18 protein-coding genes are annotated in these 19,981 nt (G+C 38.1%); 14 read left to right on the forward strand and 4 right to left on the reverse strand.

All coding sequences use genetic code 11. The features are described from left to right. Complete coding sequence (locus tag TLET_RS03910) at positions 1-630, reverse strand: N-glycosylase/DNA lyase (protein WP_012002813.1); 630 nt, start codon at positions 628-630, stop codon at positions 1-3. A gap of 83 nt (positions 631-713) precedes the next feature. Here TLET_RS03910 and TLET_RS03915 point away from each other — a divergent pair, with 83 nt between their 5' ends. After that, positions 714-1,115 (forward strand): Fur family transcriptional regulator, encoded by a 402-nt coding sequence (locus TLET_RS03915; RefSeq protein WP_012002814.1) that lies wholly within the window; start codon positions 714-716, stop codon positions 1,113-1,115. 4 nt (positions 1,116-1,119) lie between these two features. Here the strand turns inward: TLET_RS03915 and infB are convergent, their stop codons facing one another. Continuing rightward, positions 1,120-3,144: a translation initiation factor IF-2 gene (gene infB / locus TLET_RS03920; protein WP_012002815.1), complete on the reverse strand. Its 2,025-nt coding sequence runs from the start codon at positions 3,142-3,144 to the stop codon at positions 1,120-1,122. A gap of 127 nt (positions 3,145-3,271) precedes the next feature. Between infB and TLET_RS03925 the strand changes: the two genes are divergently transcribed. Next, positions 3,272-4,279, forward strand: coding sequence for an SIS domain-containing protein (locus TLET_RS03925; protein ID WP_012002816.1), 1,008 nt, complete (start codon positions 3,272-3,274; stop codon positions 4,277-4,279). Here TLET_RS03925 and TLET_RS03930 read toward each other — a convergent pair whose 3' ends face one another. Both TLET_RS03930 and TLET_RS03935 read right to left on the reverse strand, forming a co-directional pair. Next, entirely contained in the window at positions 4,280-5,608 is a 1,329-nt protein-coding gene (locus tag TLET_RS03930) for a B12-binding domain-containing radical SAM protein (RefSeq protein ID WP_012002817.1), read from the reverse strand. It abuts the gene before it with no gap. Beyond that, positions 5,590-6,357: a type III pantothenate kinase gene (locus TLET_RS03935; RefSeq protein WP_028843319.1), complete on the reverse strand. Its 768-nt coding sequence runs from the start codon at positions 6,355-6,357 to the stop codon at positions 5,590-5,592. Before TLET_RS03935 ends, TLET_RS03930 begins: the two co-directional genes overlap by 19 nt. Positions 6,358-6,412: 55 nt before the next feature. On the opposite strand from TLET_RS03935, the gene TLET_RS03940 reads away from it, so the two are divergent. The 12 genes from TLET_RS03940 to hflX are packed head-to-tail and all read left to right on the forward strand — an operon-like array spanning position 6,413 to position 19,979. Then, entirely contained in the window at positions 6,413-7,084 is a 672-nt protein-coding gene (locus TLET_RS03940; RefSeq protein WP_228369046.1) for a DUF554 domain-containing protein, read from the forward strand. Then, positions 7,081-7,989, forward strand: a complete 909-nt coding sequence (locus TLET_RS03945; RefSeq protein WP_012002820.1) for a glycosyltransferase family 4 protein — start codon at positions 7,081-7,083, stop codon at positions 7,987-7,989. The genes TLET_RS03940 and TLET_RS03945 overlap by 4 nt, the downstream gene beginning before the upstream one ends. Further along, positions 7,976-11,062 carry an O-antigen ligase family protein gene (locus TLET_RS03950; RefSeq protein WP_012002821.1) on the forward strand — a complete coding sequence of 1,029 codons (3,087 nt, stop codon included), beginning with the start codon at positions 7,976-7,978 and terminating at the stop codon, positions 11,060-11,062. The genes TLET_RS03945 and TLET_RS03950 overlap by 14 nt, the downstream gene beginning before the upstream one ends. A 5-nt stretch (positions 11,063-11,067) precedes the next feature. After that, positions 11,068-11,598: an ATP-dependent protease subunit HslV gene (gene hslV, locus TLET_RS03955; protein ID WP_012002822.1), complete on the forward strand. Its 531-nt coding sequence runs from the start codon at positions 11,068-11,070 to the stop codon at positions 11,596-11,598. 14 nt (positions 11,599-11,612) lie between these two features. Next, on the forward strand, positions 11,613-13,001 hold the full coding sequence (gene hslU / locus TLET_RS03960) for an ATP-dependent protease ATPase subunit HslU (protein ID WP_012002823.1): 1,389 nt from the start codon (positions 11,613-11,615) through the stop codon (positions 12,999-13,001). 19 nt (positions 13,002-13,020) lie between these two features. After that, the gene (locus TLET_RS03965) at positions 13,021-14,271 is read left to right on the forward strand and encodes a carbohydrate ABC transporter permease (RefSeq protein ID WP_012002824.1); all 1,251 of its coding nucleotides are present in this window, start codon (positions 13,021-13,023) and stop codon (positions 14,269-14,271) included. Positions 14,272-14,282: 11 nt separating this feature from the next. Continuing rightward, positions 14,283-16,523 carry a carbohydrate ABC transporter permease gene (locus tag TLET_RS10790; protein WP_012002825.1) on the forward strand — a complete coding sequence of 747 codons (2,241 nt, stop codon included), beginning with the start codon at positions 14,283-14,285 and terminating at the stop codon, positions 16,521-16,523. Between the two features lie 51 nt (positions 16,524-16,574). After that, positions 16,575-16,775 carry a hypothetical protein gene (locus TLET_RS03975; protein WP_028843317.1) on the forward strand — a complete coding sequence of 67 codons (201 nt, stop codon included), beginning with the start codon at positions 16,575-16,577 and terminating at the stop codon, positions 16,773-16,775. Next, entirely contained in the window at positions 16,772-17,542 is a 771-nt protein-coding gene (locus tag TLET_RS03980; RefSeq protein ID WP_012002827.1) for a class I SAM-dependent methyltransferase, read from the forward strand. The genes TLET_RS03975 and TLET_RS03980 overlap by 4 nt, the downstream gene beginning before the upstream one ends. Beyond that, entirely contained in the window at positions 17,539-18,483 is a 945-nt protein-coding gene (gene miaA, locus TLET_RS03985; RefSeq protein ID WP_012002828.1) for a tRNA (adenosine(37)-N6)-dimethylallyltransferase MiaA, read from the forward strand. The genes TLET_RS03980 and miaA overlap by 4 nt, the downstream gene beginning before the upstream one ends. Further along, a complete protein-coding gene (gene hfq / locus TLET_RS03990; RefSeq protein WP_012002829.1) occupies positions 18,476-18,751 on the forward strand; it encodes an RNA chaperone Hfq in 276 nt (91 codons plus the stop codon). Before miaA ends, hfq begins: the two co-directional genes overlap by 8 nt. After that, the gene (gene hflX, locus TLET_RS03995; protein ID WP_012002830.1) at positions 18,729-19,979 is read left to right on the forward strand and encodes a GTPase HflX; all 1,251 of its coding nucleotides are present in this window, start codon (positions 18,729-18,731) and stop codon (positions 19,977-19,979) included. Before hfq ends, hflX begins: the two co-directional genes overlap by 23 nt. Positions 19,980-19,981 lie beyond the last annotated feature (2 nt).

A 19,981-nucleotide genomic window follows, 5' to 3' on the forward strand; every position in this document is an offset into this window, starting at 1 on the left:
CTACTTTTCAACCTTTTTTTTCACGAAAAACCAGAGATAAAGATCGAATTTTCCCGGGCTTTCACCGAATTTTTCTGCCTCAAAACTCAGGAGTCTTTCAAAGATCAGATATCGTTTTTTGGTGAGTGTCTTTGGAATTTCTTCTATTATATTGTATCTATGCATAAGTGATAAGACATGCCTGTCCAAAATTGCCAGTTTTTCAACGCCAGTGTTTCTTAGAAAATGACTGGCTTCCTTATAGCCAATTCCGATTGCATTGTTGACCAACCATTCACGTGCTTCGAATGGATCGATAGTTGTCAGTTGTTTCAATTGACCAATGATTTTGCGGTTCTTGATTATGTATGAAGCCCTCGCCTTTGGAAACCTGTGGCCGAGTTCTGAGAGTTTTTTTGAAAGTTCGTCTTCATCCAAATGAATAAAACCAGCTTTTCCAATTAACTTCTGGGCTTTAATTCCGCCCTGAGCGGTCCAGTTCGCGGTCAAAACGCAAAAACTGAGCTCACTGAAAAGTTCTTCTTCGGTCCCATTAAGACCGAGATTTTTGAATTGTCTGAACCTTTCTTCTACAAGATCTTTTGCTTCTTCTCTTATTTTGAGTAATTCATCAGATAAAGATACTGTGATCTCCTCCCAAGCTGATTATATCAATTTCTTGTGTGAAACAAAATAATGGTATAATATAAACAAACAACTGGAGGCATGTTGAAATGTCTTTGGATCAGATAGTAGAGCTTCTTAAAACTTATGGTTTGAAAATAACTCCTCAGCGGGTGGAAATACTGAAATTTCTGGACAGCAACAGAATTCATCCAACAGCCCAACAGATATATGAGCATGTGCTCTCGAGAGTGGGAAGTGTTTCCTTCACAACAGTCTATAATACCTTGCACACTCTGGAGCAAATTGGTTCAGTAAAAAGAATCGCTATAGATGACAGCCTGACTATATACGATATAGACACAAGCAACCACGGGCATTTTGTATGCAAGGTGTGTGGAAGAATATACGATATCCCATACGAAATAAAAGCAGATCTGCCTGGAAAGGCAGAAAGAACAGAATTGATAGTTTATGGAGTTTGCAGGCAGTGCGAAAATTATCCTCAATAAGGACTCACAATTTTTTTTGAACCTGGTGCTGTTCGTAAAACTCCAGTTCATCGTTTTCTCTAAGATCTTCATTTGATTTGAGCTTTAGACCACATTCCTGTGGCGCGCTGACTTTATCCACGTCTTCCTTGTAGTGCTTCAGACTATCTATTTGATCACTGAAAAGAAACGTGCCATTTCTATAAACTTTGACTATGCAATCCTTAGAAACATGACCTTCAAGAAGCTGAACTCCCGCTATTTTGCCGACTTTCTTTATGTCAAAGATTTTTCTGATCTCTCCTCTACCAACGAGTTCTTCAACTGTTTCAGGTTTGAGCATGCCTTCAAGTGCTAATTTCATGTTGTCAAGTAAGTCGTAGATTATTTCATATGTTTTGATCTGTATACCTTCATTTTCTGCTGTTTTTCTCGCCTGAGCATCTACCTTTACTCTAAAACCGACTATGATTCCATTGCTCGCAGATGCCAGCATTACATCGCTATTATTCACTGTTCCAACTCCGGAATGAACAATATTGATTTTTATTTCTTCGCTTTTCAGTGAAGCTATGGCGTTTTGAACTGCACTTAGAGATCCAAAGGTATCTGCTTTCAGAACCAGATTGAGTTCTTTTTTTTCTGATTCTTCCATCATCTTCAGTAATTCTTCCAGTCGAACCCTTCGTTTTGCCATTTTATCTCTCTCAAGCCTTTCTTTAAGTTGCTGAGTAACTGTACGGGCACTTTCGAGACTTTCGACCGCATATATAGAATAGCGGATATCCGGGACTTCCTCGAAGCCAACTATCATAACTGGTTGAGATGGTTCTGCTATTTTAATTGACTTTCCCTTATCATCTATTAAAATCCTGACTTTGCAATACGTTGGACCTGCCACTAAATAATCGCCAACTCTCAATTCTCCATCCTTTACTATGACATTTGCGACAGGTCCGAGAGATCTATCGAGCTTTGATTCAATGATTACACAACGAGCAGGTCCTTTCGGGTAACATTTGATTTCTCTTAATTCTGCAACGAGCAATATCATCTCCAGAAGTTCATCGATTCCATGGCCTGTTCGGGCTGATATGGGAACAGTAATCGTATCTCCTCCCCAATCTTCAGGGATGATATTTAGTTTGTCTACCAGTTGTCTTTTGGTCGCTTCGATGTTTGCATTTGGTTTATCGATTTTGTTTATTGCTACAATAACAGGAACATTCGCAACTTTGGCGTGATTATAAGCCTCTATTGTTTGCGGCATGACACCGTCGTCTGCTGCTACAACAAGGACAACTATATCCGTGGCTTGAGCTCCTTTTGCTCTCATTTCTGTGAACAGTTCATGGCCGGGTGTATCTATAAAAGTAATCTTTTTTCCTTTGTGAACCACCTGGTAAGCACCTATTGATTGGGTGATACCTCCGACCTCTTTTTCTGCAACTCTTGTCCTTCTGATTTTATCAAGGAGTGTGGTTTTGCCATGGTCGACGTGCCCCATAACAGTTACTACGGGAGGTCTTATGGATAGCTCATCTTTGTGGGTTTCGTACAATGTTTCGAAATATTTTTCTAATCTTTCAAGTTCATTTTCTATAGTTTCCAATTCGCTGATTTCTTCTTCAGGTTGGTAGAATTTTGCACGGTAACCATATATTTTTGCTATATCTTTCGCGGTTTTTTCGTCTATCTGCTGCGTTGGTTTAAGTACTATACCCTTAACAAACATATCCTGTATGATCCTGTTCAACGGAACCCCTATTTTAACGGCAAGTGTGTTAAGTTGCAGATCTTCGGGCTTCAAAACAACTTCCTGGAAAATCTCCTCTAATTCTTCTTTTTCCTTTTTTGGCTTTGCCGCTTTTGCCTTTGCAGCCGTTTCTTCTTCCTCTTCAAATATTTCGAGTAGCAAACCAACTGTTTCTTCATCTATATAACTCATGTGATTTTTGACATTCAGACCAAGTTCTTCAAGTTCCTGCAACAAATCTTTTGTAGACATATTAAGTTTTTTGGCTAGCTCGTATACTCTTAATCTGGGCACAATTTCACACTCCTTTTCTCTGTTCCTTCATATGTATTTTACACAATTTGTTTGCCTTTTGTCTGAAGAGTTTTTAAATTTTCGTGTTATAAATAAAAGCGAAATTATTGAAGGGGGCTTTTAAAGAATGGAATCGATCTTTCTAAAAGACATGTTTGAACAGCCAGAGGCAATTAAGGATCTCCTTTCAAAGAAGAAAGAAATTAGATCCAAAGCTGGTAGATTAACACATGAAAATATCCTTTTTCTTGGTATGGGAGCTTCTCATTATGCTTCCATTTATGCAACAGTATATCTTCGCTTGAAAGGAATCAACGCTGTTTCAGTTGAATTGTCCGAGTTCATATGGTATGCCAATCCAGATTTACTCGAATTTTTTGACACGATTTTTCTGATCAGCCAATCGGGAGAAACTGCTGAATTGACAAGATTTGTAGATCTCTTTAACGACAAACTTAATAGATGTGTTCTTGTCACAAACAACGAAAATAGTTTCAATGCCAGTGCTTTTGAAGCATCAAGACTGTTTCCAATTTATGCCGGCCATGAAAGGGCAATGGGGTCTTCAAAAACCTTTATTAATACTATTGTAACTCTTTTATTGATAGCTGAAACGTGGACTGGTGACGAACTACCTTTCGAAAAATTGCCAGAAGCTTTGAGTAAAGCTCTTGAAATTGATGTTAGCCTGTACGCCAAGGATATGTTAGACAGTAAGAGTGTCATACTCGTTGGCCGTGGTTTTGCAGTTCCTGTGTTGAAAATGGCTCAACTAACTCTGGCTGAAATTGCAAAGGTCAGCAGCGTTGTTTACAGTGGGGCTGGCTTCAGGCATGGGCCTATGGAATTGCTCGTAACAGATCCTTTAATAACTGTGGTTGCACAGCACGGAAGAACGTCAAAGCTCACTTTTGATTTGATAGGTGATCTCTCATTTTATCAAAAGGTCTGGTGTATAACTGATGAAAATGTTTCATTCCAGCGAACAATTTCAACGCCAGACGGCTTGATTGAAGAACTTTCCTGTATTCCAGTTATGGCTATTTTTCAAAAAGTCGCCAATGAGATATCAATTGCGAAAGGTTATGAACCAGGAGTGGGGTTGATAGCCTCAAAGGTAACCAAAAAAGAATAATTAATTACTGTGTGCAAGGGCTTTCAGGCGTTGAACGGCCTGGAAGTCCATATTATTTTTGAACCAGTAAGGTAGCACTGTGTTGTTCAACATTACAGGGTCTATTTTTTCATCTATGGCTCCCTGATCAACGAGTTTGAACCAGTCAAGCGAACCATATATTGGTGTATATTCGTTAATTGAGACAGATATTCCGACCTGCTTGCAAATCTCTATAGCTTTTAATACATCGTCTTCTTTTTGATCTGGCATATTCACCATAATGTATGCCTGGACATCCTCTTTTGTGAAACCGGCTTTCAGCAGTATCTCTGCTGCTCTTACAAGTTCCTCATCATAAACCTTTCCACCTGTTTCTTTTTGCAAATTTCCACTTGTCTCATACCCGAGTTTAATAGTTTTGAATCCTGCTTCCTTCATCAATTTCGCGGTTTCTTCATCGAGTAATCGTGCATGAAGACCGTTGGGGAGATGATAATTAACCTTTAATTGTTCCTTTATAAGCAATTTGAGTAATTTCATGAAGTGTCTTTCTTTGTTGATTAGGATTGCATCGTCAAAGAAAACGATGTTTTTTACCTGGAAAAGATCTACGTATCTTTTTATTGCAGCAACCACTTTTTGAGGGTCCCTTTGAACAAATTTTTTCCACAATTTTGATGAAATACAATAAGTACAGGAATACGGGCATCCAAGAGAAGTAAGAAAAACTAAATATCCAACTTTTTTATAAAGCTCGTATGCTGGATCGAGTTCTTCAAACCATTTTTTCATAGAAACACCGATAGTTTTTCCAAACAGTTGATTAATCAGATGTGGAAGGTTCGAAAGATCTTTGTCAAAAATAAAATCTGCGTTGGTATTCTTTTTAGCGTGGTCAGTGTATAATCTGGCATAAAGCCCTCCAAGTACTACCGGAGTTTTCGGAAAAATTTGTTTTATATATTTTATGGTTTCGGCAACACCCGGCCACCAGTAAGTCAACGATGACGTAACGAAAATAGCATCCACTCTGCCTATTTCTTCAAGTTTGCAGAGAAAATATTCCACAGGAGCACCGTATCTTTTGTATTTGCGCGGAATATTTTTCAGCAAAAGTGGTTTATCGATTTGTTCAGAGTGAAACTTTCCTGTTCCGAACTTTTTGTCGGGTTTTTGAGAAATGAACTTGCTCAAATCAGGGTCGTGCCTGTTGAGAAGATCTATCAAATATACATCAATGCCAATTTGCTTCAGAGCGGCTCCAACATAAAGTAAACCGATTGGTTTTAACCAGAAATCATATGCCGCAAAATCGTGGATCCATGGATTTATAAGCAGGACACGCATTTTCTCCTCCAGTAAACATACATACCCTTTAAAGTTAGGTCCGGATCTTTGATATCGTGACGAACCAGTTTTTCTATGACTTTGCTCTGACCGCCTGTTAGAAAAATTTTAGGGTTCATATTGAAGTATTTTTTCACATCACTTACCAAACCATTCAAAGCGTAAGCTGTTCCTTTCACGATTCCTATTCTTATATTGTCTGGAGTATCTTTACCAACACAGTTAACAGGTACATGCAGGTCAACTTGCGGTAATTTTGCTGTTTTTTCAAACAAAGAATAGGCTGCTGTCATTAATCCAGGTAATATCGCACCGCCTTCATAAGATTTGTTTTTCAAAACATCAATAGTTATAGCAGTCCCCGCATCCAGGATGATTGCATCATCGCAAGTCAAACTCGCTCCAAGAACATTTGCAACTCTATCTGCGCCTATTTCTGATGGATTCTTTACGTTCCATTTAATATCTAACCCGTCAGTTGCCTCAAGCCAAAAATACCTCGCTTGAAGATATTTTTCGGAAAATCGTTGAAATATGTAGTTCACAGATGGTACGACCGATGCTATAACAACTGATCTAATCTGTTTTGACTTTATATCGTGGTTTTCAAGGAGCGTTTTTAGAATTACGAACAATTCGTCTTCTGTCTCAAATCTGTGAGTCGAAAGTCTCCATTTTAAGAAATCCGTCCCATTTTCAGTAAATCCAGCAACTGTGTGAGTATTTCCCACGTCAAATAAAAGAAGCAACAAAGCCACCTCCAAAATAATATAATAAACCTTAAAGGGAGGTGAAGGTATACACATATCGGTTTTTGTAAATGCGATTTCCGTTGCATCGGGGTCGGTTATCGGTATTTTTTTGGGAAAATCCATATCCGCCGGGATAAGAAGGATTCTCTTTCAGGCTGTAGGCCTAACTACTATAGGTATAGGAATTCAGATGGCTTTGGAAACATCAAATTTTATAATAGTTTTGCTTGCACTTGCATTCGGAGCTGTTGTGGGTGAATTTTTGCGCATAGAAGATATAATTGGTGCTGTAGGGAAATTTTCGAAAGATTCCCATCGTTTTACCAGTGGATTTGTTGCAGCTACAACTCTGTTTTTGGTTGGTCCAATGACTGTGGTTGGTTCGATAAGAGCCGGACTGGTTGGTGATGGCACACTAATCTATACGAAATCGGTTCTTGATTTTATATCTTCTATAATCCTTGCATCTATATACGGCATCAGTGTTCTCAGCAGTTCTATCGCTGTGTTAGTAGTCCAGGGGTTGCTTGTGATGGCATCATCACATCTGGTATTTTTAACTGATCAGAATTACCTGTCTAACTTTACAGGGGCAGGTGGGTTGATAGTAGTGGCGATAGGGATAAGACTTTTAGAGTTAAAAGAAATAAAAGTTGGGAATTTTCTGCCTGCTTTGATATTCGCACCGATCATAGATTTTATAGTGGGAATGTTCATGAAATGATATCCCTGGTGATCTCTTTTGCTCTGTCAGTTGCTTTGCTTCCTCTGCTATCTATCATAGCAAAGAAGTTGAATATAGTGGATACACCAGATGGAAAATTAAAGACACATAGTAGAGCAATACCATATCTCGGTGGCGTGGCTATTTATGTTGCAGTGATCTTTTTCGTGAAAGAATGGTACCTTTTTGTCGTTATGACATTGATTTTTTTGATAGGTTTGATTGACGATATAAAACAAATACCATGGTATGTTCGCTTTGTAGCTGAATGTTTGTTAGGTTTACTCATCAGTCAAATTTTTTCAGCAAATTTATTCCAAATGCTTTTCTATACAGTTTTATTTGTTATTACGGTAAACGCTGTTAATATGATAGATGGTATGGATGGGATCTGTGCTTCTGTTGTGATTGCTGGGCTAATTTTTGTTAACAAAAGCTCCTTAGAGTGGGCATTGATAGGTGCATTGATTGGATATCTTGGGTTTAATTTTCCACCAGCTAAGGTATTTATGGGCGATGCCGGTAGTTATCTAATAGGTTGCATAGTTGCATACGAAATTTTTCTTGGTATGGAAAATTCTGTCGATTTGAAAGCCTTTCTGCCGTTCTGGGTGATTTTCATAGATATCCTCAGTGGTATTGTGCGGAGATTGGCAGCCCGAGTTTCACCATTTCTTGGCGATAGAGATCATATCTATGACAAGGTATACCGAAGGGTTCACGGGAGCGAAACAGCAAAGAAGAGAAAAACACTGTTTTTTGTGGTAATGATTTCATTTTGTTTTTCAATTATGAAATATTTTTACTCTCTTTTCTTAGTATTACTCGCTTCAATTGTGGTAGTCTTGTCTCTGGGAATGTTTGTTTACGATAATAGAGGAGGAACAACTCATGGGAAAGATTGAGGAAATTTTTCTGCATGTTACAGTTATCATTACAGCCCTATTTGCCAACAAATTTGTGACCTATGAATTTAGTGTGCCAAAATATGCTGTTCTCACCACAATGGTACTGATTCTCTCGATCGGGTTAATTTTCAGATGGTGGAAAGAAAAGCAATTGAAGTTATATTTCTCGTTTTCACATTTGTTCTGGTTCCTTTTCTCCCTATCTTCAATACTTTCAACAATTTCTGTCTACAGATACAACAGATTTTACTTCAGATATTCCATAGATATTGCGTTGTTTGTTGTACTATCAGTATTAATTTCGTTGTACATATCAAACAGGTTTAAAAGCAAAGAGTCAATTACAAGATTGTTTTTGACTTTTATCGCAACAGGGGTTGTTGTCGCAATTGATGCTATTTTGAATTTCTATACTGGCAGGAGTATTTTCCTTGGGGTAGTTGGTGAGCCATTTTCCAGAGCTGCCATAAAGAGTACTATAGGGAATACTATTTTTGTGGCAAATTATATGACTATGCTTCTTGTTTCCTGCCTGTATTTCCTGCTGAGTGACAATTATGGCTGGAAAAATCTTTCTCGCAAAGGATTTCTATTTGTCAAAATTTTTTCAATGGTAGCTTTCTGGCTATTCTTAACAACAGTTGTGATCAGCCAAACAAGGTCTGAGTATATATCAATGATTTTTTCAGTAGCCGTCTTTGCAATTTTGTATTTTGTATATTCCAGAAAGACAAAAACGGATGATGACGTTCATAACTGGAAAAATCTGAAAAAGCTTCTGATTACCATCCTGATCTTTGGTGTGGCTGTGATAATGGTAATTTACAACACCGATAATCCTTTAACTGGTGGTGGAAAAGTTTCAGTCACAAGCAGATTTTCGGCGATGACAAGTGTATCGAGCATTGATGAGCGTTTATTGGCGTGGCTCGGAGCAATATATCAATGGAAAGAAAACAAACTGATCGGTACAGGTATTGGTACATATCAGATTAAGGCCATTGATATTTTGCAAGATGTCATGAAAGATCGCCCGGAACTTCTCTACGGCTGGAACAATTTTAAAAGGACGCACAATGATTACCTTCAGGTGCTGGGTGAAACTGGTATCTTTGGATTAATTAGTGTACTGCTGCTCATGCTGAGTTTGATAATCTACGCGTTTAAATATCTAAAAACAGTGGAGAGAAAAGATGATCTACTTTTGTTCCTTACGATTGCTTGTGGATTTATTGCTTTTATGGTTCAGAGTTTCTTTAGCTTTCCAGGTCATCTCTTGCCCAACTCGCTACTTGCTCTTTTTCTGGCTTCCACAGCCGTCGGAACATATTTCAACGGCAGGAGATTTCTTGCAATTGATATAGAGGTTGGAAGATCAAAGCTCGCGATTTTCTCGATATTTGTTCTTTTAATAACTATTTCTTCAACTTTTTTGAAGTGGAATTATTTTATAAGTGAAGTCTATTTCAAAAATGGTAACAGCAATTATTCTGCTTTACTTTCTGTAACCAGCGAAAAAAGTCGCTTGCAGCAATATGAGCAGTTTTATCTACAAAAACTCGAGAAACTCGAAAATTTAACAGGTGAATTTAGCTATCTCAGAGCAGAAAATTACAAATCAAATCTGTCAGGAATCGAAGCGGAAAAACAAAGAATAAACCAGATAGCTTCGATAAAGAATAATTTGACAAAGAACCTGTCTGCTATTCAAAATAATTTGAAGACTCTGGATAGGCTTGAAATATCTTACTCTGAAAAAGCTCAGAAAAATCTGACAACTGCTCTGAGGATAAACCACACTTATGGGAAAGCCCATTTTTACCTTGCCTCGCTTTGTTTGAGACCTTTAAGAATAGAAAAGCTTGAAAGTGCTTTAAAATCCGGGGATTTCTCACCTTTGAGGCAAGAATACGACGATTTTCAGTCTGCCATTGCAAATCAGTACAAAGCATCAGACTTGCTTTTCTTGAGCGAACTTCTCGAAAAGAGACAAGATTTGATTTCTGCAGGTGATGTGGCTTCACTTCAAGCTATTTTAGATTCATGTGCACTTTTCAAAACTTCATTACTTTCTTTCAATGAAAGAAATACATATAAAGCTCTGGCATCGAGATATCAGTCGTTATTCTCAAAAATTGACAGGCTTATTGACCAATTGAAGAGTTATTCAGATGACATTTTGATTGGAAAAACATTAAAGAATCTGCAGAACATTCGAGACCTGTACCTCACAGAATTTGTCAAATATGCGAAAATGACTGTTGATAGATTACCTGGAGGATGGAACAGATTCCCCGACTGGAAAAACGTAGACCTTGCAAAAGCGATATCCGGCGAGGATATATACAGATTACTGGCAACACTTGCAGCTTCATCTGCCGAAGTTACTGACGAAACGATCTTATCATTACTTGAGTATCTTGCGGAAAAAGAGGCGCAGGCGTGTGAGGGAATGGCTTCAAAGAACGTGTGGGGTGTGCCAGATGGCGCATCCGAGTTTTTGTTGATAGCGGCAGAAAAATTTGAAGATTTTGATCCTGAAAGAGCAAAGCAAATTTACAGAAAGATGCTTGAAATTTATACACCTGCTTATGAAAGAATCTCTAAGCATATAGAAAGTCTTGATATCGGAAAGGCGGTTTCAGAGTACATGGATAAAATCTCCAGTAATCTTTCAATCGCTTTGATTGAAAAAGGAATGGATGTGGAAAAGGTCGAAATAGTTGAAAAAATAGTGGAAGATTATGCGCAGCAGATTCAAAGCTATTTGAAAAATATTAATTGGAAAGATATAATTAATAATGAGCTTGATGTTGCAATAAAGGAAAATAACTGGAATGAAAAATTTGTTCTCAGCAGAAATATTGCGAACGTTTTGAGTGGAGAGTTGCAGAAACTAATTTCGTCAGTTACAAGTGATGATAATACGGCTATCCAGGTTTTCCAGAAGATATCCTCAAGCGTATCTTCTCTACCATATTCAATTTTGCTCTGGGAAAGAGAGTCTCGCTTTATCGCATTTTACAGCATCTTGTCTTCAAAACAGAGTGATTATGCGATTAGGAGGTGAGAGTCATGGAATGGAAAAGTACAACAGTTCTTGTTGTTAGTAGAAATGGTAAGACAGTAATGGCTGGTGACGGTCAAGTTACTTATGGTAATACTGTTATGAAGCACGGTGCAAGAAAAATAAGAAAGATAGGAGATGGACAGGTGCTGGCGGGCTTTGCGGGATCTGTCGCTGATGCAATGGCGCTTTTCGATAGATTTGAATCAAAATTAAAAGAGTGGGGAGGAAATCTTACGAAAGCAGCCGTAGAACTTGCGAAGGACTGGAGAACCGATCGAGTTTTGAGAAGACTAGAAGCACTTTTACTTGTGGCAGATAGGGATAATGTTCTGATAATATCCGGAACCGGTGAAGTGGTTCAACCTGATGATAATGTTGCTGCAATTGGTTCGGGAGCTCCGTATGCAATAGCTGCTGCGCGAGCTTTAATTAGAAACACAGATCTCGATGCCAGAGAAATAGTTGAAAAATCGATGCAGATAGCCAGTGAAATATGTATATACACAAATGGAAATATAACCATCGAAGAGATTTAAAAGGAGTGAGATATGTGACAAACTTTGACAACTTGACGCCGAAAGAAATTGTTCGGGAGCTCGACAAATATATAATTGGGCAGTATCAGGCGAAGAAGGCAGTGGCGATAGCTATAAGGAACAGAATACGCAGGCAAAAATTACCAGATATCTGGCAAAAAGAAGTATTACCCAAAAATATTTTAATGATAGGTCCTACCGGAGTTGGAAAAACTGAGATAGCTCGCCGATTAGCTCAGCTTTCGGGTTCGCCATTTCTAAAAGTGGAAGCCACCAGATTCACAGAGGTAGGTTATGTTGGAAAAAATGTGGATTCTATGGTTAGAGATCTGGTTGAAATAAGTGTCAATATGGTTAAGAAAGAAAGAATGGAACAAGTCAAAGATAAAGCAGAGCAAATGGTTGAAGAAAGGATACTCGATGCATTGATTCCAGAATCTCGGAAACCACAGAACATAAGCTTTATGGGTTTATTCACAGCCTCTCAGCAGCAGCAGCCATCGCCTGAAGAGAGAAGATCGCTCAGACAAAAACGAGAAGAAATCAGGCAGAAATTGAGAAATGGAGAATTAGAAAATGAAATGATAGAAATAGAAATAGAAAAAGAAATATCCCCGTTTATTGGTGCACTCGGTCAGGGAGAACTGGAAGACCTTGGAATAGATCTTGGAAGTATGCTGGGAAGTCTTATGCCGAAAACAAGGCAGAAGAAGCGAATGACAGTTTCTGAGGCTCGCAGAACCCTTCTGCCGATTGAGTCGGAAAAATTGATCGATATGGATAAAGCAACGCAAGAAGCTCTGGAAAGAGCCCAGAACAGAGGTATCATCTTCATAGATGAGCTTGATAAAATAGCTGTAAAATCTTCAGGTTCGGGACCGGATGTTTCCCGTCAGGGTGTTCAAAGAGATCTTCTCCCCATTGTAGAAGGTACAACAATAATGACCAAATATGGTCCAGTTAGAACAGATTACATACTTTTTATTGGCTCTGGTGCTTTTCATATGAGCAGGCCCTCAGACCTTATTCCAGAGCTTCAGGGACGTTTTCCCATAAGAGTTGAGCTGTCCTCGCTGACAAGAAAAGATTTCGTGAGAATACTCGTCGAACCAGAAAATGCTATAACGAAGCAATATCAAGCTTTACTATCAACGGAAGGGATTGAGTTGATTTTCACCGAGGATGGTATTGAAGAAATGGCAAAAATAGCGTATGAATTAAACCAGAGACTTGAAAACATAGGGGCACGAAGGCTTTACACTGTTGTTGAAAAAGTTCTTGAGGAGATATCTTTTGAAGCACCGGATGTCCAGGAGAAGAAAATAATCATAGATGCAAAATATGTGATGGGAAAACTTGAGAATATCATATCAGATGAAGATGTTAGCTCCTATATACTGTGAAATTTAAGGAGCGTGGAAAATGAAAAGCAAGACGAGAGAAGCATTGCTTGCTTATCTTTTTCTGGTACCATCATTTGTCATACTGGGCATGTTTGTATTCTGGCCAGTAGGATTTTCATTTGTTTTAAGCTTCTTTCGCTGGGATTTTAAGAATATGAAAAACCCGGCTTTTGCTGGTCTGGAAAATTATGGAGAGATATTTCGTTTTCAGAGTCCTCTTACGCATGAATTTGCAAGCTCTTTGCTTACATCGATTGTACTATTCTTCGTGTGTTTTTCCATAGTTTTTTCAATGTATGCGGTTTTTAAGAAAAAGAAAATGGGTTTTGTGAGTATAGCTATTTCAGTCTCCCTGATGGTATTACTTCAGAACAGGACTTTTTTTACCCTGCTTTTGTGCAGTTTGGTAGCGACGATGACATACCTGATTTTGAAAACTTACCGGTCTATAAAGATTTTCTTAGGAAAAATTTTCTCTTTATCGTTGGTTGCTTTTATATTCCTGATTATTTTTGATAAAAGATCATATACTGTGCTGGATTTGTTTCTTGAAGCACGTGATAGAAATCTTTTCATTAAAGCTGTTTATAACACGGCGTATTATGTCTTGCTCAGCGTTCCTATCACTATAGCACTTGCACTTGTTATAGCACTACTTCTGAATAGCAATATAAAGTTCAGGGCTTTTTTTAGAACAGCTTACTTCATTCCCTTTGTAACCTCTGCAGTGGCTATCTCACTTGTTTGGAGATGGATTTTTGATGATGCGTATGGATTACTTAATTATATGCTGTCTTTTTTGAATGTAGAGAGAATTGCATGGCTCAAAGATGAAAGATGGACAATCCCGACAATTGCAATCGTATCTATTTGGAAGACTGTTGGGTATGATGCCATCATATTACTCGCAGGATTGCAAAACATTGATAAATCTTACTATGAGGCTGCTGAAGTTGATGGAGCCACAGCGTGGCAAAAATTTCTTCACATAACGTGGCCACTTTTAACTCCCACGACGTTTTTTTTACTGATAGTTTCACTTATAAGTTCTTTCAAAGTATTCACAGAGGTTTACGTTCTCTACAGTGGATTGCCCGGACCATATAACAACAGTGGTATGACCATGGTTTACTATGTTTTCGATAGATTTTATGTCCAGCAAAGAATGGGTATTGCCTGTGCGGCAGCGTACATACTGTTTGGTATAATATTGATTTTTACCGCTGTACAATTTTTAGTGGGTAAAAAGACTGTCGAGTACGCTTCTTGAGGTGAAAAATTGTGAGAAAGACGATCTTCTCACTGTTTGTTTATTTGCTCATTACAGCCGGGGCGGCTTTGATGCTTTTGCCCTTTGCATGGATGGTTTCCACTTCTTTTAAAACAAGAAGTGAGGTTGAAACCTGGCCACCAAAGTGGACCTCCAAGAATTTTTCCAGAACGTGGGATGTTAAAGTGAAATTGTCTCGAAGCTCAGCAGGAGGAATTGATTGGAAAGGTTTAACGTTGAGAGAAGCTCTGGTTCTTAGCAGAACAGAAGAATCTGGAAATATTTTGTCAATTCAGATAGACGATGATCCAGTTTATCGTGGGACAATGGTTCTCTCATTATCTGATAACTTTAGCTATCTTGCGGGAAAACTTGATGATTCACAGTTTAAAGAGTTTTCTCAAAGACTTCTTCAGAGAGATCTTCCAGAACAGATTGGGAAATTGATTAGTTCATCAAAGAATGCTGAAGAATTTTTCTCCAATTTCTTTGCTATGTATCTTTATGGCTCAGAAGCAATCCTCGACAGGAGAAATTATATTTCTCAACTGGAAAAAACGATAGAAACATCCCTGAATCAAGCAGAGACATTTGAAAGATATTCTAATAGATTGCCAGAAGAATACAAACAGGAGTATATAGAAATGATCTCTGATGGAAAAAAACTGCTCAATGAAAGACTTTCAGAACTTTCGATATTGAAAAAAGGATCAGTTGCGATTCTTCAGACTGACGAAATAAGCATGATAGATAAATCTTTAAAAAATACTTTGAACATTTTACAATCAAACGAATTATTTGAAAATTTAAAAGATAATGCTCTTATGCGGTTGTACAAGGCAAGGGTTATTTCACCAGTTGAAGATTTATTGAATCTTATAGAAGTGTACACATTTGTCAGAGAATATTTTAAATCTGTTCAAATCCAGAAAGCAGATACCAGACAGATTGTGTTCAGTTTTCTGAGCAAGAAAGAAAAAGATCAGCTACTCAAAGAATATTTGTCTATGGAACATTTTTCGGCCGATGTTGAGAAGATTATACAATTTCAGATGAATCAATCAACTGAATCACTCCCGGAAAATGTAGAAAAGCTTCTTGATGAGCGGCTATATGAAGAGTTTAAAAGTCTGCCGATAGAAAATATTAGAGTTTACATTCAGCAGTTAAAGCAGGTACTTTCCTCATTAAGCGGAATTCTGTCGGATATGAAAATATCATCGCTGGATCAATTTGAATCTTATGAGAAAATGCTGGAATTTTTTGAAGATCTGAGTTTGAATCAAACCGCTCAGATTGCCTTGGAAAAACTCGGGAACCTCTCAAAAGTGATTTCAAAAGACGTTTTCTGGAAAATGGCAGTTATTTTGTACGATAATGTTCAACAGATAGCCAAACTCAGAAAAATTTATTCTCAGGTTCAGAATTCAATGAAACTTTTACAAGCACCAGATTTTGTGAAAAATGTCAGATTAAAACAGAACCAGACCATTGAAATAGAACTGAACAATGTACATCCTGTTTATCTTGAAGACGATAATTATACCTTGCGGGTGAATTTTTCCTTTGCAGAGATGCTTGCAAATATATTCCATAATTATGTCACCGCGTGGAAAAGTGCACCTTTTGGCGTGTACTATATAAATACGGCCTTTGTATCTACAGTGACAACTATTCTGGAAGTTATAATTGCTGCCATGGCCGCATATGCTTTCGCTTTGATGAATTTTCCCGGTAAAAACTTGATTTTCGCTCTTTTCCTTGGCACGATGATGATCCCGGGGGAAGTTCTATTAGTTCCAAATTTCATAACAATATCCAAGCTTGGGTGGATAGATACTTATTATGCGTTAATAATACCATGGGTTGTAAGTGTGTTTGCTATATTTCTTATGCGCCAACATTTCCTAACTTTGCCCAGAGAACTGCAAGATGCCGCCAGAATTGATGGGTGTTCACATTTTAGGTTTCTCTGGACAGTTGTTGTACCGATATCAAAACCGGTGGTCATAACAAGCGCCCTGCTGAAATTTGTTGGAAGCTGGAATGCTTTCTTGTGGGTCTTAATAGTTACAAACAAAGACAAATTTAGGACATTACCGGTTGGTCTTCAAACATTCAGCTCTGACGTCGGAACAATTTATAATCAACTTATGGCAGCAGCAACGTTTTCGATATTGCCTGTGATTGTACTATTTCTATTCACCCAGAAATATTTTATTCGTGGAATTGCGAGAACTGGCTTGAAATAGGGAATGATAGGCGTGAAAATGAACCGTAAGAAAAAGAGGGGAAAACCCAGTATGTTTATAGCAGCAATTTTATGCACATTATGTGCTCTGTCGATATTTTTCTGGACTTCCTATGTGCATTACACAAAAACTGTTCAGGAGAATATTCATCTTTCTCGCCAGCATGAAAATCTTTCTCAACGGCTGGAGGAGTTGTACAGACTTAATAGAGAGTTGATATCGAAAATGGAGGGAGAAACGAAAGAAAAATGATTTTTATCACAACTTCTCACGATCCAGTGGATGAGCAGATTGACAGAGCGAAGGCTCTTTCAAACGATTTAAATATCACCTATATTTCCAGAAAGCATTGTTCAAGTCTCGAGCTATTTATTCAAAATGATTATTGTTATGTCGTGGAAAAAGATCGTATAGTGGTAAGATGGAAAGATGGTCAGTTGTTTTTTCACCCTTCAATGGCAAAGGTGAGAATGAAAAATCTGCAGAGAGGCTTGAAAGATCATCTCATAGAATCTTTAGACCTAAAAGGCAACGAACTGATACTTGATACAACTCTTGGTCTTGCAACAGAGGCCATTCTAATGGCAGCGTTTTTAGAATCAGGAAAAATCGTTGGAGTCGAGGGATCTCTTCCAATTTACGTTATTGTCAGAGATGGGTTGTCGAATTATAAATCAAATTTACCGTGGATAAATGCCGCTATGAAAAAAATAGAATTGATTCACGCTGATTTTAAACAATTCATAAGATCTCTTCCGGATAATTCTTATGATATTGTTTACTGTGACCCTATGTTTGAGAACCCAGTATATGAATCTTCATCTATGAATCCCTTGAGGCCGTTTGCATTATATGATACGATTGATCAGAATGACGTAAATGAAATGTTGAGAGTGGCGCGAAAAAAACTTGTTTTGAAAGCACACGCGAAGGATAGCTTGTTTGAACGTATAAAAGTGGATTCGATAACAGGTAGCCGGAAAAGCTGTGTGTTTTATGGGGTGATCTATAAAAAGTGATTATTATTACAGGGCCAACGGCTGTTGGGAAAACAGATTTGTCGATTGCAATCTGTTGCAAATTGAACGCAGAAATCGTTTCGATAGATTCAAGGCAATTGTACAGATATATGGATATAGGCACTGGGAAACCGACTTTGAGCCAGAGAAAGATAGTAAGACATCATTTGATTGACATAGTTGATCCAGATGAATATTACAGTGTGTATCAATTCAGACTGGATGCGATTAGGGCTATTCAAGATATTGTAAAACGTGGTAAGATTCCTTTGTTTGCTGGAGGAACGGGACTTTATATAGATAGTCTTGTAAGAGGAATCTTTGAAGGTGTTTCGAGGGATGAAGAACTGAGAAAACAACTTCTTCAAAAAGAAACTCAGTGCCCAGGTGTTTTAAGATCTATGCTTGAACGAATTGATCCAGAGCTTGCTGATAGGATTCATAAAAATGATTTGAAGAGAACTGTAAGAGCTCTGGAAATCTGGATTAAAAGCAAAGAAAAGCCCTCTGAACTCCGAAAAAAAGTGAAACCAGTTGGTAGATTCACCGTAATTATTTTGCATCGTGATAGAGAAGAGCTTTATGATAGAATCAATTTGAGAGTTAATGAAATGTTTCAAGCAGGGCTTCTTGATGAAGTAAAAGATCTTATGAAAAGAGGATATTCAAAAAATCTTAATGCTTTGCGGACAATAGGATATCAGGAAAGTATAGCACATCTGGAGGGTAAATTAAATTTTGAATCAACTGTCGAACTTGTGAAAAAAAATACCAGGCACTTTGCAAGGCGACAGGTGATCTGGTTTAGAAGGTATAAAGACGCGATTGTTATAGATCTTTCATCAAGTTCGTACAGAGACGCCGTGAACACAATATCGAGGATCGTGCTACAGGATTTCCAGCACGATTCCTTTTACGATGGGGGGTTTAGTTATGACTGAGAAGTTCAATCTTCAGGATAGGTTTTTGAACATGTTGAGAACTGGAAAAATTGAGGTTAAGGTATACCTCGTGAACGGATTTCAAACTAAGGGTATTATCCGATCTTTTGACAGCTACACTATTTTGCTGGAAAGCGAGAATCAGCAAAATTTGATTTACAAGCATGCAATCAGTACGATCATGCCGTCCAGCTTTGTTAGATTGGTGAAGAAAGAAGAAGAAGAGCAGGAAGGTCAAACGGAGAGTGCAACAAATAAAACGCAATGAGTTGATGAGAGCTATTGTTATTACAATAAAAGGTGATTATTCTTCTGTTGAAGAAATTCAACAGTTGTTGCGTACATTAAATATCGACACTGTCGAAGTTCTCTACCAGAAAAGAGAAAGACCTGATTCAAGATATTACGTTGGGGAAGGAAAGATCGGAAAATTGTTAGAATTGATAGATTTTTCTGGTGCGCACATGGTCGTTGTCGATGATGAATTAACACCGGTTCAGGCAAAAAATCTTGAAAAAAAGCTCAGTGTAGTGATCAAGGACAGAACACAGGTTATACTTGACATATTCGCTCAGCACGCCACAACAGAGGAAGGAAAGTTGCAGGTTGAGTTCGCGAAGTTGAAGTATGAGTTGCCAAGGTTAATTGGACAGGGAAAATGGTTATCGAGACTGGGTGGTGGAACTGGTACAAGAGGGCCTGGAGAACAGAAAATAGAAGAAAAACGTCGCAAGATACGCGAAAGGATCGTTGCTATCAAACGACAACTTTCAGAACTTGCAAAAGACAGAACACAGCAGAGAAAAATGAGGCTAAACAGTGAATTGCCAATGGTGTCTGTCGTAGGTTACACGAATGCCGGAAAATCAAGTTTGATAAAAATAATAAGTGGAAGTGATATTTTAATTGCAAATCAGCTTTTCAGCACACTTTCTCCGGTTGTCAGAAGAGTAAAGCTTCCCAGCGGAAGAGTGGCGCTTTTTAAAGATACAGTGGGATTTATTAAAAATGTACCTCACACAATTATTGAGGCATTCAAGTCCACCTTAGAGGAAATTCTGTTTTCTGATTTGATACTTTTAGTAGTTGACCTGTCAGATGAAAACTTTCAGGAAAAACTTGACACTTCTCTTTCAGTTGTCTATGAGCTTGGTGCAGATGAAATACCACGTCTTTTAGTTTTCAACAAGGTTGATTTGATACCTTATTCTCAACGAATAAAAATTTTGCAGTCCTATCCAGGGGCTATCTTGATAAGTGCAGTAAAAGCTGACGGCATTCGTGAGCTTCTGAGCTGTATTGATAAAGAGCTGGAAAAATCAGAAAAAGAGGCTCTACTTACCTTCAAATTGCAGGACATGTCATGGGTCCTGAAAGAAAGAGAAAAAATAGTTGTTAAAGAACAGATATTCAGAGACAATCAGGTGATTGTCAGGATAAAAGCGCGTTCAAGTGTTTTAGAGCGCCTGAGACAGCATAGTACGCAGGAGGGATGAAT

The organism is Pseudothermotoga lettingae TMO (assembly GCF_000017865.1).
In the GTDB taxonomy this organism is placed as follows: domain Bacteria; phylum Thermotogota; class Thermotogae; order Thermotogales; family DSM-5069; genus Pseudothermotoga_B; species Pseudothermotoga_B elfii.